This is a genomic window from Arthrobacter sp. 2RAF6 (assembly GCF_052115205.1).
Taxonomy (GTDB): domain Bacteria; phylum Actinomycetota; class Actinomycetes; order Actinomycetales; family Micrococcaceae; genus Arthrobacter.
On record NZ_JBFRGF010000016.1, the window covers coordinates 65,351 to 80,336 of the forward strand.

Below are 14,986 nucleotides of genomic sequence, written 5' to 3' on the forward strand. Positions count from 1 at the left end.
TTCGCTGCGAAGAGCGGACATGTTGGGATTATGTCCGTTGCTTGCCGGAAGGGGTGGGCATGTCCCTTGCTTGCAGCCGCGCCGAACCCTCGTCAGCCGAACACCAAGTGCGCCACAGTGAAGATCGCGAGCCCGGCCAGCGATCCCACCACGGTGCCGTTGATGCGGATGTACTGCAGGTCCTTGCCCACCTGGAGCTCGATCTTTTGCGAGGTTTCCTCGGCATCCCAGCGCGCCACGGTGTCCGTGATGACCCCCGCAATGTCGGAACGGTACGTTTTGACGAGGTACGCGGCAGCATCGCCGATCCAGGCATTGACCTTGCCCGCCAGCTCGTCATCGCTGACAAGCCGCGAACCGAAGTCCCGGACGGCGCTCTTGAAACGCTGCGTCAGTTCGCTGTCGGGATCGTCGACGGCGGTGAGCAGCGCGTCCTTGATGGTGCCCCACGTGCGGGAGGCAAGTTCGCGGACCTCGGGATCACCAAGGACTTGGGTCTTGATTGCCTCGGCCCGGGCAATCATTGCAGGATCGTGCTGAAGATCCTGGGCAAGATCGCCGAGGTATGTATCGATCGACTGGCGCACTTGATGATCGGGATCCTGCTGCACCGCCCGGATGAACTTGGCGATTTCGTTGTAGACCCGGTCGCCGACGATGTCGTCCACGAAGGACGGAACCCAGAGCGGCGAACGGTCGGACACGAGCCGGTTCACCGTGGAGTGGTTCGCTTCCACCCAATCTGCCGCGCGGTCAACCAGCAGATCGACGAGCTTGTGGTGATGGCCCTCGGCAAAGATCCGTTCGGCCATCCGGCCCACAGGCGGTCCCCAAGGTGGAGTGAGCAGGTGCTTGCGGACCATGCCCTCGATCACTGCCTGGACGTCGTCGTCGTTCAGCACGGTGAACGCTCCGCGGATCAGTGCTGAACCTTCCTTTGCTATACGCTCCGGTCCGCCCGGGGAAGCGAGCCACTTGCCGGCTTTCCGGGCGATGTCGACGCTCGCGAGCTTCTCCTGGACCACCTGCTCGGACAGGAAGTTGGTCTCTACGAATTCCCCAAGCGAAGCGCCGATCTGGTCCTTGCGCCGCGGAATGATGGCCGTGTGCGGGATTTTCAGGCCCATGGGGTATTTGAACAACGCAGTGACGGCGAACCAGTCGGCCAACGCTCCCACCATTCCGCCCTCGGCAGCGGCCCGCACATATTCCAGCCATGGATATTGCCTCTGCAAGGCGAAAGCAGCGGTGAAAACCACGGCCATCACAATCAGGAGCGCCAGCGCCACCGACTTCATCCGACGCAGGGCAGCGGCCTTTTCGGCGTCACCATTTCGTTGCCCGACGCCGGCCGCAACCGTTGAGCTGTTCCCGGCACCTGCGTGCCGGGTGGCCTCCCTGGTCGGGTCACTATTGCTGTCCGTCACCGGGATTTGTTCAGAGTTCACCTGCATGTGCCCAGCGTAGCCCCGTCGCTGTCATGGGCGTGGGCTACCGTATCCCCATGACGAACGACGAGCCCGGTCGCCCAGACCAAAGCACGGACCAAACCACGCGGCCCATGGTCTACGCCCACCGCGGAGCGAGTGCCGCATTTGCGGAGCACACGCGCGCAGCATACCTGAAGGCAATCGCCGATGGCGCCGACGGCGTCGAGTGCGACGTCCACTTGACCCGGGACCAGCACGTTGTCCTGCTTCACGACGCAAACTTGGACCGTACCTCGGACGGCACCGGTCCCGTGGCTGAGAAGACGCTCGAAGAGTTGCGGCAGCTGGATTTCTCCTCCTGGAAGGGCGCCCGGATTCCGGACCAGTACGGCGCGAAGTCGGACCAGCTGCTGACGCTCCCGGAGTTGCTGGACATTCTGCGCGATGCCGGCAGGGCCATCGGCTTGGCCATTGAACTCAAGCACCCGAGCCCGTACCAGCTCAAGCTTGAAGACCGCGTGCTCGGGCTTCTGGGCAGCCAAGGCTGGAACGCAGAGACGTCCATGCTGGACAACATCCAGGTCTCCTTCATGAGTTTCAGCCCGGATTCGGTCAAGCACCTGCTCCAGTTCGTTCCCGCGCAGCACATCTGCCAGTTGGTGGACGACGTCACGGTGGAGGAAGTCCGCGATGAACTCGGCCTGGGCGTCATCACCGGGGGAGCGGTGGCCAACGTGATGAAGGCAGCCCAGCAGGAAGGCGAACGGATCCTGGACGACTGCGAGGTGGGACTGGCCGGCCCAGGTATCGACTACGTCCGCAAACACGCCCGCACGGTCCAGCGCTGGCTGGAATCAGGCCGCCGCTTCCGGGTGTGGACCGTCGATTCAGAGAACGATGTAGCCCTCTGCCAAGGCCTTGGAATCCACGAGATCACCACGAACAAGCCGGCACAGGTCCTCGCACAGCTTTAGGGGAGCACAGCTTAGGGCCCAACTGACTAGCAGTTGTTGTCGTTATAGGGCGTGAAAACGACAACAACTGCGAGTCAGATGACCGTGTTGCTGAGGGTTCCGATGCCGCCCAGCGTGATGTCCACCCGGTCGCCGGGCTGGACAGCCACGAAGGTGTTCGGAGCTCCCGTCATGATGATGTCGCCGGGCTCCAAGGTCAGCCATTCGGTGACGTAGACAAGGCAATCCGTGACGGAGGACGGCAGGTTGAAGGAACCGGACCGGGCCTTGACCTCGCCGTTGACTACGACCTCGGTGCTGACGTTGTCCGGGTCCTCGATCCCGGTTTCGATCCACGGTCCGAGCGGTGTGTAGTTCGTGCCGGACTTGCCTTGGAAGAGCTTTTCGTCGACCTGGTTTTGGTCCACGTTGGTGACGTCGTTGACCACGGTGTAGCCCAGGACATGGCTCAAGGCGTTCTCGGCCGTGAGCTTCTCCGCCCGTTTTCCGATGACGGCGGCCAGCTCGCCTTCCACGTTCACCGTGCCTGCGTTGCGCACGGCCACGATGTCATCACCGGGGCCGGCGATGCTGTGGACCGACTTGTGCCAGGCCTGGATGGGCAGCGCGTGGTTGTTGTTGCCCAGGTTGTGCCCGATTCCGAGCACCACGGAAGGCCGGACCGGGGCGAGATACACGGCGTCGTCCGAGGAAGTGGAATCTCCAGTGAAAGAAAGAATCTCGGCAAAGGGATCCTCGATGTGGTCCCAGCTTCCGTTGTGCAGGACTGCGTGCTGAGGGCCGGAAGGGGTCTGTAGTCGGGCGATGCGCATGGAACTCCTCGTTGAATTTCTTGTGGCGGTGGACGATGGCGGTGGACTGTGTCAGGCACGGCCTAGAGAGAAACATACATCATGCTGAACTGAGTCCAATACTCTGAACACATAAGAATTGCGCACACTCAGTCCGGAAACCTTCCGGTTACCGTGCCGGGCAGGGCTGTGGTTGCATGAATACATGCCTTTTTCATGGTCCGCCCGGACAGCCCAGACAATCTCCGCGGCGGCCATGAGCGCTCTGTTACTCGTGAGCGCCAGGAAGCACTTCCAGCAGCCGAAATTCTTTGCCCCCGTCGTCCCGGACTATCTCTGCCGTGAGGACTATGCGTGCGAAGAGGCGCCGCTCGAAGTCGGCCAAGACAAGGCCAAGGCAACCGCGCCGCGGAACGGCGCCTTGGCGGTCATGTCCCGGGAGGAATGGATCGCGGTGAGCGGGCTGCTTGAGGCGGCGGCCGCCGTCGGGCTCCTGATTCCTGCCACGCGAAAGGCCGCGGCCCGCGGTACCACGCTGATGTTCACGGCATTCCTGGCCGGCCACGTGGACGCGCTCCGCCGCGCATACTCTCCTGCAGGGACCGTGTCCGCGCGGCGGATTCACACACTGCGCCTGCCTCTGCAGCTCCCTTTGATCCTGTGGGCATGGAGTTTGGCCGGAGCGAAACGGGCCGCATGAAACTCTTCGAATCCCCGGCGGTGAAGGTGGGCCTCTCCATCAGCATCGCAACGGGCCTCTACGGCATCTCGTTCGGGGCATTGGCCTCGGCCTCCGGGTTCAGCTTCTGGCAGACCATGGCGTTCAGCCTCCTCATGTTCAGCGGAGGCTCCCAGTTCGCCTTCATCGGCGTCGTGGCCGGCGGCGGTTCCGGCATTGCCGCCATGACCGCTGCCGCGCTGCTGGGCCTGCGCAATGGCATCTACGGGATGCAGATGAACGCGCTGTTGCGCCCCCGCGGGTGGCTCAAGTACCCGCAGGCCCACATCACCATCGACGAATCCACCGCCACCGCGTCGGGCCAAAGCGATCCGGATGAACAGCGCCGTGGCTTCTGGACCGCCGGACTCGGCATCTTCGTGCTGTGGAACATTTTCACCGCCGTCGGTGCCCTGGCCGGCGACGCCTTGGGCGATCCCAAGCAGTGGGGGCTCGACGGCGCCGCCGTGGCAGCGTTCCTGGGCCTGCTCTGGCCGCGCCTCAAGGGCCGAGAGCCGTGGGCGATTGCCGCGGCGGCTGCTCTGGCCACCATCATTGCGGTCCCGTTCGTTCCGGCGGGCGTGCCCATCCTCGTGGCTGCCGTCGTGGCCGGGGCCATCGGCTGGTTCAGCCACGGACGCAGTGACGAAGGCATGGAGCCCGACGTCGATCCCTACCCGCACGGTCATTCACAGGCGGCCCCTGCCAGCCGCGAAAGGAACGCCGAATGAACCTCTGGCTCTGGATCCTCATCGCCTGCGGACTGGCGTACCTCACGAAGCTTTCGGGCTATTTCGTGCCGGCGAAGCTGCTACGGAGTCCCCGGATGATGCGTGTGGCCGGCACCATGACCATCGGCCTGCTGGCGTCCCTGACCGTCGTCAACGCGGTGGCATCAGGACAGTCCCTCGCCTTCGACGCCCGGCTCGGTGCGCTGGCGGCCGGGGCCGTCGCGCTGTGGCTCCGGGCCCCGTTCCTTGTGGTGGTCATCGTCGGATCAGCGGCAGCCGCCTGTCTGCGGCTGCTCGGCTGGCGCTGACCTGCCACACGCGGTTCCGACCGCCGCTGCGCTGCGCAACGCCGTCGTGCGCTGGTTACTGGAAAGCCATCCCAGGGATGGGGGTCTGCTGCGGCAACGGGCGCGACGGGCGTTCGGTGCGGATGGCGTCCTCAAGCAAAGCAACCGGCCGTTCCCAAGCGCGGGACCCCGGCTCCATGGTGTCCACGGCGCCGATCAGCATCGCAACAAGGCGCACCATGTCCTCAATGGAAATGTCCCGGCGCAGCGAACCCTGGCCCTGGCCGCGGCTAAGCAGCTCAGCCATGGAATCGATCAAGCCGCCGGTGATGCCTACCAGGAGTCCGCGGCGGCCGGCGACCGCGCCCAGCAGGTTGGCATCTTCGCTGGCAACCTGCATCACCGCGTCGATCACGTTGATGAGCCCGACGGCGGCATCCATGCCCGCGAGGGCATCTTCAACAACCGGGTCCACATGAAGCCTGAGTTGCCGCGACAGGGCGGCCAAGACGAGTTGTTCTTTGTCAGCGAAGTTGCGGAACAACGTAGCCGGGCCAACACCTGCGGTGGTGGCGATCGTCTGGAGCGGAACCTCCGGGCCCAGCTCGTGGAAGCACTGGCGCGCTGCCGTGATGATCTTGTCTACGTTACGCGCAGCATCAGCTCGAAGTGGCTTGCGTTCCAAGGGCCGGTCCATGCTGCTCACAGTAGCAACGGAGGGGCTCCAATCACTTTTGTGACATTCTTGCCCGTGAAAGACTGGATTCATGTTGCTTGCCTTCTCAGTTGCCCCGTCCGGCCAGCCCGCTGCTGGCGCCGTATCCGTTGATGGCTCGGTGCACGACGCCGTTGCCGAGGCCGTCAAGATCGTCCGCGATTCCGGGCTCCCCAACCAGACGGACTCGATGTTCACCACTATCGAGGGTGAGTGGGATGAAGTCTTCGACGTCGTCAAGCGCGCCACGGAGGCAGTGGGCAAGTACGGAAACCGGGTGTCCTTGGTGATCAAGGCGGATATCCGGCCCGGGTACACCGGGGAGCTCACCGGCAAGGTCGAGCGCCTGGAAAAGGCTATCGCCCAAGGATAATAGGCCCTAACGTGCTTGGCGATCCGTACGCCTTGTATGCCAGGGAGCGGGGTTGCATCCCGCGTGAGGATTTTATAAAGTCGATGTAGTAATCGTCACTTCCCTCCTCAAAAGTCAAGGAACCCAGTCATGGCGAATCTCAATGTCACCTTTGATGAGCTCGAAACAGCCGCCAAGAGCTTGGAAACAGGCAAGGCGGACCTCGAAGCGAAACTGGGCGAGCTTCAGAAGCAGATCCAGGCCTTGGTCACCAGCGGGTACGTGACCGACAAGTCCTCCAAAGCCTACGAAGCTGAATACCAGCAGTTCACCCAGGGAGCGCAGCAGACCATCGGCGGACTTGACGGACTCTCCCATTACCTTCACCACGCAGCCGAGACGCTTCGCAGCACGGACGAGCAGCTGGCCGGTCAGATCGGCAGGTAACTCCGTTGACAAACGGGCCCGGACGTCCGGGCGTCCGCGGCACTGAACCCCCGGTCCGCTGTCGACCGGGGGTTCAGTGCGGTGATGGTTGGATTGCGTTGGGGGCGACATGGAGTCTTTAAGGATCAGCAGCACGGCTTTGGATGTTGTCGGACGCTCGTTGGCGCAAGTCAGCGGATTCCTTGGCGATGCGAAACAGGTTCGCACGGGCGATGCCGGTTGTTGGCGGCTCATGGCCAAGGGTGAGGAAGCCGCCGACGCGTGGCTCGTGTCGATGGGTCCACTGACCGAGGCGGTAGCCGCCGACGGTAAACAGTGCATCGCGGCCGGTCAGGAATTCGCACGAATCGACAATGCTCTGGCCGATGTTCTCATGGGCAGGACGCCCTAATGGGCCGGCCGGCGGACTGGTCCTTGTTGGGCGGCGCCGACCCGGCGCCTGGAAGCGTTCAGGACATGCAAGAAGCATCCAGGGCCTGGGGTGAGAACGCCGGACGGCTCGCTGATGCCCAGGACGTTCTCCACCGTGTGACGGTGGACGGTGCCGGATCCACGGTAGAGGCTGTCCGGACGCTTCTGATTCGCGACGCGGCGCTTGTCGGGGTTTACCGGAGCGCCTGCGAGACCAACGCCAATATCTACAGGTCCTGGGCATCAAGCCTTGAGGGCTTCCAGGCCGAGGCGGACCGGTTGCGCGTCCATGCCGAACAGGCACAGCTGGAGCAAGCTCAAGGCTTGGCTTTGTTGCACGCCCAGGCGCCCCCGTCACCGTTCTCTGACTTGGCTACCCGCCCCAGCCCAATGCAGGAGCTATGGGACCTGGACCGGCAACGGGGAAGCATCATCCTTCAGGGCAGCAACCAGGCACTGGCCGAGCTGCAGCGTCAGGCCGAGGACCTCAGGGACCGATACAAGAGCGAAGGGAACCGGCTGGCGGAAGCCCTTCATGTTCCGACACCATCGGAGGCCGTACAACAGGCTCATCTTGATACCGATGTTCCCGTCGGGGACGGCGCGCTGGCGGCCCTGTTGGCCCCGGGGAAGGACCCGCAGCTGAACAGATTGAACGGCCTTCGGGACCAGCTCAACGCCGGGAGCACCGGTGCCCGTGCAGAGTATCTCGCCCTCTTGGCCGCGTTGACGCCTGCCCAATTGGCCCTGTACGGGGTCTGGAACCCGGCCGCGGCCAGGAACCCCATTCCCGCAGGTACCAATGAGGACGTCCTGGCGGCAAAGAACTGGTGGGCGGCGCTCGATCCCGCCAGCAAAGCAGCACTGACCGCCGCCGTGCCAGGCATCATCGGCAACCTCAACGGCGTCCCGTACGCCGACCGGGCCAAAGCCAACAAGACCACCATCGACGCCACCTACAACGACCCAGGATCCAGCGAGGCAACCCGGAAAACCCTTGACACCATCAAGACCGCCTTGAAGGTCCCGGGCAAAAACGGTACTCCTCGGTCCGTTATTTCCTTCGATCTGAACAACGGCAGACCCTTGGCAGCGCTGGCTATCGGAGACATGGACACGGCGGGCAACGTCACCTGGAACGTCCCTGGCATGGGCACCACTGTCGACGACGGACTGGAATCCTGGACAATGGCCGCACAGGACCTCTACGACAGCCAAAACGCCGCCTACAGGTACTTGAAACAAGCCAATCCCGGCACAGCAGTGGTGTCGTGGCTTGGGTATGACACGCCAGGAGCTCAGCCCAGTCCCGAAGTGCTCATGCCGTACAAAGCCGTGACAGGTGGTGACCGGCTGGCTGCGGCCCTGGACGGATTCCATGCCACCCGCGGCGGTGGCGCCGCCGGGCTGCCCAAGGTGAACTTGGTTGCGCACTCCTACGGGACGACGACCGGCTCTTATGCGTTGACGAAGACGAACTTCAGCGTCGATACGGTCACGTTCTTCGGATCCGCCGGAGTCGACCCCCGTGCGGTTCCCGACACGACCGCCCTGCACGTGAACGCCGGGCCGGATCACAAACCTGCCGTCTATGTGACCCAGGCTTTGAACGACCGGGTGGCACCCTATGCCGGAATTGCTGGAAGCAGCGTTTTCGGCCCGCTCGTGCAGCACGGCGACTGGCTAAGAGTCAGCCCGTCCGATCCTGCCTTCGGCGGGCACAACTTCTCCTCCGACGGCGGTTACGACCCAAAGACGGGGCAGGCATACAAAATGGTCACCGGCCATGACGCAAAAGGCTGGTCCGACACTTTCCAGGTCGCAGGGGCCACCACCGGACATGGCTACCTCGACCCGGGAACAGAGTCTGCGCACAATATCGCCCTGGCCTCCACCGGGCACGGGGACCAGATCCAAAAACTCGTCCCCCTAAAACAAGAATGGGCCCCGGCCCTTCCAGACGGGAACAGTCCCTTCGGGTTCAACATTGACCCATGGCGGACGTTCCCCGACGAATCGAACCAAGACCCCGCAACCCTGACCAAAGGCTGACCACCATGACCCGCCCCACCCGACCTACATGCCGGATGCTTGCCGTGTCCGCCGTCGCATCGGCCCTGGCACTGGCCGGCTGCGCGCCCGCCACCACCCAGCCCGGAGGAACCATGACCAGCAACAACACGCCCAAACCCTTCGATGGCACGCGGCCCGCCAAGGAGGTCTTCACTGATTTCCTCAACGTCATCGACGACACCGTGCAGCACTCAGGAACAACGTTCCCCAAATGGAACCGCCAGGATGTCGCGGGCTACAACGCCCCCGCTTGCGGTGTCAAGGCCCGGGAAGACGGAAATCAGTACTATACAAATCTTGAAGGGGGCCCAGTCGGCGATCCAAAGGCTGCGGTCGAGTCGATGAAATCCCGCTGGGAAGCCCTCGGCTACACGATCGAAGGGACAGTGCCATGGCCGGGTGCCGCTGCAGCCATAGACTTGAGTGCAACGACACCGGCCGGTCTCAGAATTGTTTTCGGAGCGTCTACCAATGGCTCGACAATCAACGTGAAGAGTGATTGCACGCTCGACCCACTGTCGAAAGAGACAACGACAGAGACAATACCTCTGGGCGGAACAGGTACTGCTCCCGCTTCAGCCGGATCCTGAGCGGCAACGGATTCGGCGCTATCCATAGCTAAAGGCTGACCACCATGACCCGCCCCGCCCGACCGGCATGCCACCTGCTTGCCGTGTTCATCATCGCATCGGCCCTGGCACTGGCCGGCTGCATGCCCGCCACCACCCAGCCCGGAGGAACTATGACCAGCACCAGCGCCCCCAAACCCTTCGACGGAACCCGGCACGCCAAGGAAGTCTTCACCGACTTCCTGGACACCATCGACGACGCCGTCCAACATTCCGGAACCACCTTCCCCGGGTGGGACCGGAAAAAGACTGCGGGCTACAGCACAGAATCCTGCGGGATTAATTCGAAGGAAGGCGGTAACCGCTATGCCGTGGTGGGACAGGGTGGCCCGATCAGCGATCCGAAGGCTGCGGTCAGAGCAATGAAAGCCCACTGGGAAGCCAAAAGCTACAAAATTGGGAACCTGTTCGATGAGAGTGAGACCACATCTGGCAAGGGCGTCGAGATCAATGCAACGACTCCTAGCGGTGTCTTCGTGCAGTTTTCCGCATCGACCTTTGGCTCGTTCGTGAATGTGAAGAGTGACTGCACGCTTGACCCCCTAGCGAAAGAGACAACGACAGAGACCATACCCCTGGGCGGAACGGGCACCTCTGGTCAAGGCGGGTAGCCGGTCCTTCCCTCCGCCGTGACCCGGTGCCAGACTGGGGCCATGTTTGAACACAAGGCCCAGCCCGGCTGGGTGGCCGTCGAGGAATACTTGTCCACCGCCGTCGTCCGCCCGAACGCCGCGCTCAAACACGCGGTGCAGTCCGCCCTCGACGCCGGGATGCCGCCCATCGAGGTGGCGCCCAACGCCGGCAAGCTGCTCAAGATGCTGGTGCAGCTGTCCGGTGCGCGGCGCGTGCTGGAAATCGGTACCCTGGCCGGCTTCAGCGCGATCTGGATGGCCCAGGGACTGCCCGACGACGGCCGCCTGGTCACGTGCGAATACCTCCCGAAACACGCTGAAATCGCCCGGGCGAACGTTGACATGGCGGGGATCGGCCACAAAGTGGACATCCGGATCGGCCCAGCGTTGGAGACCCTTGCCGCGCTGGCCGAAGATCCCACGCGGGACGGCCCGTTCGACTTCGTCTTCATTGACGCCGACAAGGAGAACGACTCCAACTACCTGGACTGGGCCATCCGGCTCGGGAGACCGGGCACGGTGATCGTGATGGACAACGTCATCTGGGAGGGTGCCATCCTGGATCCTTCCATGGACGAGGTGAACGCTCCGGGCATCGTGGGGGCACTGGAGATGATGGGCAAGGATCCGCGCCTCGACGCAACGGCCATCCAAACAGTCGGATCCAAGGGGTGGGACGGCTTCGCGATAGCCCGGGTGGTGTGACGCTAGGCTGAGCGAATGGAATTTACCCTCCGCCCGGCAACGGTGGACGACGCCGAGCCCCTGACCCGCATGCACGTGGCTGCCTGGCGGGAAAGTTACGGTCACCTTTTGCCCGAGGAGTTCTTCGCCTTCCGTGAGGCCACCATCAACACGCGGATCGAGAGGCAGCGGGAAGCCTTGGAGGGTTCGTACAAGCCGATGCTCGCCCACGACGCCGACGGTGCCTTGGTGGGCATCGCCTCCGCTCGCGAGGCTCCGGATGAGGACCGGCCCTGCGAGCTGCAACTGCAAGTGATCTATACCTTGCGTCGTGTGCACGGTTTGGGCGTGGGGCAAGCATTGGTCGACGCCGTGATCGGCAACTCTGCTGCGTTCCTTTGGGTGCTTGAAGACAATCCACGGGCCCAGGCTTTCTATCGCAAGAACGGCTTCCGGGCCGACGGAACGCGCCAGCTCTTGCCGCCGGAATGGCGCGAACTGCCGGAGATCCGGATGGTGCGTGCCGCCGTCGGGGGCTGAACGCAAGGCAGCGGCGTCAATTAGGGTTGAAGCATGACCGGAAGAGGGCGGCTGTAGTGGCGAAGCGTGGCAAGGGCAGGGGCGCCGGGCAAGCTGCCGGGGTTATCGAGGTGCCCGCGGGCACGAAGCCGAACGGTCCCGTGGAGGGCGTCTACTACATCGACACCGGCGACTGCGAACTCGTTGCCGACCCGGACAACTCCAACGGCTGGCTCCTGAAGATCAACGGCGTCATGAGCTCGCACATCGATGTGGCAGAGCCGCTGTTCCTGGACTTCGAGTACATGCGCTGGATTGCTGCCCTGGTGGAATCCAAATGGCCGCCCGAGTCCAAGCCGAAGCTTCGTGCCTTGCATCTAGGCGGCGGAGCATGTTCCCTGGCCCGGTACTTCCACGCCGCCTACCCGGATGCACGGCAAGTGGTTGTGGAGCTCGACGGCAAGCTGGCCGAATACGTGCGCGGCTGGTTCGATCTTCCGAAGGCACCGTTGCTTCGAATCCGTGTGGGCGAAGCCAGGGAAGTCACGGAAGGCCTCACCCCGGACACCCGCGACCTCATCATCCGGGACGTCTTTGCCGGCGCTTTCACTCCGAGGGCGCTCACAACCCGCGAATTTAACGACCACGCGCAAAGGGTGCTGGCTCCGGGCGGGCTCTACGTCGTGAATTCCGGAGATGCGCCGGACCTCAAGAACGCCCGCGAGGACGCCGCCACCATCGCAGACACCTTCGCGCACACCATGATCATTGCCGACCCCGCGATGCTCAAGGGCCGGCGGTACGGAAACATGATCATGGCCGGCAGCCACGAGCCCTTCGGCGACGATCCCCAACTGGCCCGGAAGCTCCTCGGCGGGGCGGTGCCCGCGCATATCTGGAACGATGCCAAGGTCCGGGCATTCGCCGTCGGCGCCCAGATCCGGCACGATCCCCGGCCAGCAGCCTGACCCTCGAAAACCCGCCCGGGGGAACGGTGGAAACAGCTTGCAGGTTTCCTACCTACTCCTTGACAGTTGCAAAACGTTTTGGTTACTGTGATCAACACAACATACAAAACGTTTTGCAAAAGGGAAGTCAATGACGACGAGGGTTGGTATCCGCGAGGTGGCGAAAGCCGCTGGCGTGTCCGTGACTACGGTCTCGCACGCACTCAACGAAGCAACCAGCTTCCGAGTCAACGCCAAGACCCAGCAACACGTCCGGGCAGTGGCCAAAGATCTTGGCTATGCCCCCAACCGGCTCGCCAGCGGTCTGCGGAAGCAACGTTCGAAGATCATCGGCCTGGTCAGCGATGAGATCGCCACTACACCATTTGCCAGCGCCATGATTCTTGGAGCCCAAGACGCAAGCTACGAACGGGGCTATGTGGTGATGGTGGTGGACTCGGGCCTCGACGAGCAGCTCGAACGCGATGAAATCCGTATGCTTCAGCAGCATCAAGTGGACGGCTTGGTCTATGCCAAGATGTACCACCAAGTCACCAGGCTCCCCGCGGAATTGAATGCTCTCCCAACGGTCGTTCTGGACGCGGTGACTGACGATGCTTCGGTCTCTTCAATTGTGCCGAGCGAAGTTGCGGCCGCTGAAACAGCAGTTGCCGTCCTCATCAAGGCCGGCCACACGCGAATCGGCATGCTCAATAATCCAGATGACATCCCGGCAACCCGTGGACGCCTCGAAGGCTTCCACAAGGAGTTGTCCACGCATGGCCTCGAAGCGGATCCGCGCCACGTCGTCGTCGTCTCTGTCGCAGACACGAACGGGGGCCGAGAGGCCGCCTTGGACCTCCTGTCCCATGACGACCGCCCGACGGCGTTGTTCTGCTTCAATGACAGGATCGCCATGGGGGTCTACCAGGCAGCGGGAGCACTCGGCCTTCGCATTCCGGAGGATCTTTCGGTGGTCGGCGTGGACAACCTGGAGCTTATTGCGGATGCGTTGTGGCCCGGGCTGACCACCGTCGCCCTCCCGCACTATGAGATGGGGCACTGGGCTGCCACGCAGCTTCTAGACATCCTCGAGAATCCCGACACTCGTCCTGTTCAGGAGATGCTAGCGTGCCCGCTCATCGAACGGGGCTCAGTAGGCCCACCGCCGGAGTGAGCCGCCGACGCATGCCGGCGATGTAAGACAGAAACTCCATCCCCAACCGGACCCGTAAAAAAGGGACGCAGCCGCTGCAACGGCCACGTCCCCAGCGGACCCGGGCTCATCAATCACGCGAAAAAATCAGCAGAAAGATTCAGCAATGATGAATAAGCGCTTCACAAAGGTCCTGGTCACCAGCATAACCGCGGCCGCGCTCGTCGCCGGCCTCGGCGCGTGCGGCAAAGGCAGTGCATCGGCCACCACAGGTGGCTCCAACGAAATCACCTTGTGGACCCACAACGCCGGCAACCCCGACGAGCTCAAGGCCATTCAGGGCATCGTTGACTCCTACAACGCCAGCAGCTCAGCCAAGGCGAAAATCAAGCTCCAGGCGTTTCCGCAGGACTCCTACAACGACTCAGTGGTATCTGCCGCTGCGGCAGGCAAGCTGCCTTGCATCGTGGACATTGACGGACCCAACGTCCCCAACTGGGCCTGGGCGAAGTACCTGCAGCCACTGAAAATCTCCGCTGACTTGTCGGGCAACCTGCCCAGCACGGTTGCAAAGTGGGATGGCCAGACGTATGCCGTGGGCTACTACGATGTGGCCCTCGCCATGCTGGCACGCGCCTCCGACCTCAAGGCGGCCGGCGTGCGCGTGGCCACCATCGACAAGCCATGGACCAAGAGCGAGTTTCAGGATGCGCTAAGCAAGCTGAAGGCCTTGGGCAAGTGGGACTATCCGCTGGACATGGGGACTGCGGGAACCGGTGAATGGCTGCCCTACGCCTACTCGCCGTTCCTGCAGTCCGCCGGGGCCGACCTGGTCAACCGCGAAGGCTTCAAGACAGCGGACGGCACCTTGAACAGCGATAAGGCCGTGGACTGGGCCAACTGGTTCCGTGGATTGGCTGATCAGGGGTTCATAGCCAAGAAGAGCGGCAAGGACAGCACCCAGGACTTCCTGAACAAGAAGAGCGCGATCGTCTATACCGGTTCCTGGTCCGCGGACAAGGCCAAGGCCGCGCTCGGTGACGATCTCGTGGTCATGCCGTCGGTTGACTTGGGCGCGGGCCCCAAAATTGGCGGCGGATCCTGGCAGTGGGGCGTGACCAGCCAGTGCCAGAACACCGATGCTGCCATGGACTACGTCTCCTACTCCCTCAAGCCGGAGAACGTGGCGGCAGTAGCCAAGGCCGCGGGAACGATTCCGGCCACCGACGCGGCGGCGGCCCTTGTGCCCGCCTACGCCCCGGGCGGCGCTGACCACGTCTTCATGGACTTCTCCCGTAAGTACGCCGTGATGCGCCCGGAGACTCCGGCTTATCCGTTCATCGCCACCGAATATGGCAAGGCCGTTCAGGACATCCTGGCCGGCGCCGATCCCAAGACTGTCCTGGACAAGGCGGTCAAGGCGATTGACGCCAACATCAAGTCCAACGGCGACTACAAAAACTAGCCAGCGGTGATGGGCTCCGACGACG

General features: G+C 63.2%; 18 protein-coding genes. 15 read left to right on the plus strand and 3 right to left on the minus strand.

Annotated elements, in window-relative coordinates:
• Nucleotides 1–92 precede the first annotated feature (92 nt).
• Complete coding sequence (locus AB4Z38_RS13205; RefSeq protein ID WP_441430163.1) at nucleotides 93–1,298, minus strand: DUF445 domain-containing protein; 1,206 nt, start codon at nucleotides 1,296–1,298, stop codon at nucleotides 93–95.
• 206 nt (nucleotides 1,299–1,504) lie between these two features.
• Here AB4Z38_RS13205 and AB4Z38_RS13210 point away from each other — a divergent pair, with 206 nt between their 5' ends.
• Entirely contained in the window at nucleotides 1,505–2,404 is a 900-nt protein-coding gene (locus tag AB4Z38_RS13210) for a glycerophosphodiester phosphodiesterase family protein (RefSeq protein ID WP_441430134.1), read from the plus strand.
• Nucleotides 2,405–2,478: 74 nt separating this feature from the next.
• On the opposite strand, the gene AB4Z38_RS13215 is transcribed toward AB4Z38_RS13210, so the two are convergent.
• On the minus strand, nucleotides 2,479–3,216 hold the full coding sequence (locus tag AB4Z38_RS13215) for a fumarylacetoacetate hydrolase family protein (RefSeq protein WP_441430135.1): 738 nt from the start codon (nucleotides 3,214–3,216) through the stop codon (nucleotides 2,479–2,481).
• A gap of 184 nt (nucleotides 3,217–3,400) precedes the next feature.
• Here AB4Z38_RS13215 and AB4Z38_RS13220 point away from each other — a divergent pair, with 184 nt between their 5' ends.
• From AB4Z38_RS13220 to AB4Z38_RS13230, 3 genes are read left to right on the plus strand one after another with little or no spacing between them, the layout of a single operon-like run.
• Entirely contained in the window at nucleotides 3,401–3,895 is a 495-nt protein-coding gene (locus AB4Z38_RS13220; protein ID WP_441430136.1) for a DoxX family protein, read from the plus strand.
• Nucleotides 3,892–4,644 (plus strand): AzlC family ABC transporter permease, encoded by a 753-nt coding sequence (locus AB4Z38_RS13225; protein WP_441430137.1) that lies wholly within the window; start codon nucleotides 3,892–3,894, stop codon nucleotides 4,642–4,644. The genes AB4Z38_RS13220 and AB4Z38_RS13225 overlap by 4 nt, the downstream gene beginning before the upstream one ends.
• Nucleotides 4,641–4,952 (plus strand): AzlD domain-containing protein, encoded by a 312-nt coding sequence (locus AB4Z38_RS13230; RefSeq protein WP_366178545.1) that lies wholly within the window; start codon nucleotides 4,641–4,643, stop codon nucleotides 4,950–4,952. The genes AB4Z38_RS13225 and AB4Z38_RS13230 overlap by 4 nt, the downstream gene beginning before the upstream one ends.
• Nucleotides 4,953–5,007: 55 nt before the next feature.
• On the opposite strand, the gene AB4Z38_RS13235 is transcribed toward AB4Z38_RS13230, so the two are convergent.
• Nucleotides 5,008–5,628 (minus strand): TetR/AcrR family transcriptional regulator, encoded by a 621-nt coding sequence (locus AB4Z38_RS13235; protein ID WP_441430164.1) that lies wholly within the window; start codon nucleotides 5,626–5,628, stop codon nucleotides 5,008–5,010.
• 70 nt (nucleotides 5,629–5,698) lie between these two features.
• Between AB4Z38_RS13235 and AB4Z38_RS13240 the strand changes: the two genes are divergently transcribed.
• The 11 genes from AB4Z38_RS13240 (at nucleotide 5,699) to AB4Z38_RS13290 (ending at nucleotide 14,961) form a co-directional block, all read left to right on the plus strand.
• Nucleotides 5,699–6,019: a thiamine-binding protein gene (locus tag AB4Z38_RS13240; RefSeq protein WP_441430138.1), complete on the plus strand. Its 321-nt coding sequence runs from the start codon at nucleotides 5,699–5,701 to the stop codon at nucleotides 6,017–6,019.
• 129 nt (nucleotides 6,020–6,148) lie between these two features.
• Nucleotides 6,149–6,445: a WXG100 family type VII secretion target gene (locus tag AB4Z38_RS13245; RefSeq protein WP_441430139.1), complete on the plus strand. Its 297-nt coding sequence runs from the start codon at nucleotides 6,149–6,151 to the stop codon at nucleotides 6,443–6,445.
• A gap of 109 nt (nucleotides 6,446–6,554) precedes the next feature.
• Nucleotides 6,555–6,836 (plus strand): hypothetical protein, encoded by a 282-nt coding sequence (locus tag AB4Z38_RS13250; protein WP_441430140.1) that lies wholly within the window; start codon nucleotides 6,555–6,557, stop codon nucleotides 6,834–6,836.
• 65 nt (nucleotides 6,837–6,901) lie between these two features.
• Entirely contained in the window at nucleotides 6,902–8,908 is a 2,007-nt protein-coding gene (locus tag AB4Z38_RS13255; protein ID WP_441430141.1) for an alpha/beta hydrolase, read from the plus strand.
• A 113-nt stretch (nucleotides 8,909–9,021) separates the two neighbouring features.
• Nucleotides 9,022–9,519 carry a hypothetical protein gene (locus AB4Z38_RS13260; protein ID WP_441430142.1) on the plus strand — a complete coding sequence of 166 codons (498 nt, stop codon included), beginning with the start codon at nucleotides 9,022–9,024 and terminating at the stop codon, nucleotides 9,517–9,519.
• 44 nt (nucleotides 9,520–9,563) lie between these two features.
• Nucleotides 9,564–10,169 (plus strand): hypothetical protein, encoded by a 606-nt coding sequence (locus AB4Z38_RS13265; RefSeq protein ID WP_441430143.1) that lies wholly within the window; start codon nucleotides 9,564–9,566, stop codon nucleotides 10,167–10,169.
• Between the two features lie 42 nt (nucleotides 10,170–10,211).
• A complete protein-coding gene (locus tag AB4Z38_RS13270) occupies nucleotides 10,212–10,895 on the plus strand; it encodes an O-methyltransferase (RefSeq protein WP_390282656.1) in 684 nt (227 codons plus the stop codon).
• Between the two features lie 15 nt (nucleotides 10,896–10,910).
• Nucleotides 10,911–11,414, plus strand: a complete 504-nt coding sequence (locus tag AB4Z38_RS13275; RefSeq protein ID WP_441430144.1) for a GNAT family N-acetyltransferase — start codon at nucleotides 10,911–10,913, stop codon at nucleotides 11,412–11,414.
• A gap of 56 nt (nucleotides 11,415–11,470) precedes the next feature.
• Nucleotides 11,471–12,361, plus strand: a complete 891-nt coding sequence (locus tag AB4Z38_RS13280; protein ID WP_441430145.1) for a spermidine synthase — start codon at nucleotides 11,471–11,473, stop codon at nucleotides 12,359–12,361.
• Between the two features lie 130 nt (nucleotides 12,362–12,491).
• Nucleotides 12,492–13,517 carry a LacI family DNA-binding transcriptional regulator gene (locus AB4Z38_RS13285; protein WP_441430146.1) on the plus strand — a complete coding sequence of 342 codons (1,026 nt, stop codon included), beginning with the start codon at nucleotides 12,492–12,494 and terminating at the stop codon, nucleotides 13,515–13,517.
• A gap of 145 nt (nucleotides 13,518–13,662) precedes the next feature.
• Nucleotides 13,663–14,961, plus strand: coding sequence for an extracellular solute-binding protein (locus AB4Z38_RS13290; RefSeq protein ID WP_441430147.1), 1,299 nt, complete (start codon nucleotides 13,663–13,665; stop codon nucleotides 14,959–14,961).
• Nucleotides 14,962–14,986 lie beyond the last annotated feature (25 nt).

Bases quoted from the DNA above. Each gene is read 5' to 3' on its own strand.
- AB4Z38_RS13260 (WP_441430142.1), top strand. From the start codon at position 9,022: ATGACCAGCAACAACACGCCCAAACCCTTCGATGGCACGCGGCCCGCC.
- AB4Z38_RS13220 (WP_441430136.1), top strand. From the start codon at position 3,401: ATGCCTTTTTCATGGTCCGCCCGGACAGCCCAGACAATCTCCGCGGCG.
- AB4Z38_RS13250 (WP_441430140.1), top strand. From the start codon at position 6,555: ATGGAGTCTTTAAGGATCAGCAGCACGGCTTTGGATGTTGTCGGACGC.
- AB4Z38_RS13215 (WP_441430135.1), bottom strand. From the start codon at position 3,216: ATGCGCATCGCCCGACTACAGACCCCTTCCGGCCCTCAGCACGCAGTC.
- AB4Z38_RS13265 (WP_441430143.1), top strand. From the start codon at position 9,564: ATGACCCGCCCCGCCCGACCGGCATGCCACCTGCTTGCCGTGTTCATC.
- AB4Z38_RS13240 (WP_441430138.1), top strand. From the start codon at position 5,699: ATGTTGCTTGCCTTCTCAGTTGCCCCGTCCGGCCAGCCCGCTGCTGGC.
- AB4Z38_RS13285 (WP_441430146.1), top strand. From the start codon at position 12,492: ATGACGACGAGGGTTGGTATCCGCGAGGTGGCGAAAGCCGCTGGCGTG.
- AB4Z38_RS13235 (WP_441430164.1), bottom strand. From the start codon at position 5,628: ATGGACCGGCCCTTGGAACGCAAGCCACTTCGAGCTGATGCTGCGCGT.
- AB4Z38_RS13225 (WP_441430137.1), top strand. From the start codon at position 3,892: ATGAAACTCTTCGAATCCCCGGCGGTGAAGGTGGGCCTCTCCATCAGC.
- AB4Z38_RS13205 (WP_441430163.1), bottom strand. From the start codon at position 1,298: ATGAAGTCGGTGGCGCTGGCGCTCCTGATTGTGATGGCCGTGGTTTTC.
- AB4Z38_RS13255 (WP_441430141.1), top strand. From the start codon at position 6,902: ATGCAAGAAGCATCCAGGGCCTGGGGTGAGAACGCCGGACGGCTCGCT.
- AB4Z38_RS13275 (WP_441430144.1), top strand. From the start codon at position 10,911: ATGGAATTTACCCTCCGCCCGGCAACGGTGGACGACGCCGAGCCCCTG.
- AB4Z38_RS13290 (WP_441430147.1), top strand. From the start codon at position 13,663: ATGATGAATAAGCGCTTCACAAAGGTCCTGGTCACCAGCATAACCGCG.
- AB4Z38_RS13210 (WP_441430134.1), top strand. From the start codon at position 1,505: ATGACGAACGACGAGCCCGGTCGCCCAGACCAAAGCACGGACCAAACC.
- AB4Z38_RS13245 (WP_441430139.1), top strand. From the start codon at position 6,149: ATGGCGAATCTCAATGTCACCTTTGATGAGCTCGAAACAGCCGCCAAG.
- AB4Z38_RS13230 (WP_366178545.1), top strand. From the start codon at position 4,641: ATGAACCTCTGGCTCTGGATCCTCATCGCCTGCGGACTGGCGTACCTC.
- AB4Z38_RS13270 (WP_390282656.1), top strand. From the start codon at position 10,212: ATGTTTGAACACAAGGCCCAGCCCGGCTGGGTGGCCGTCGAGGAATAC.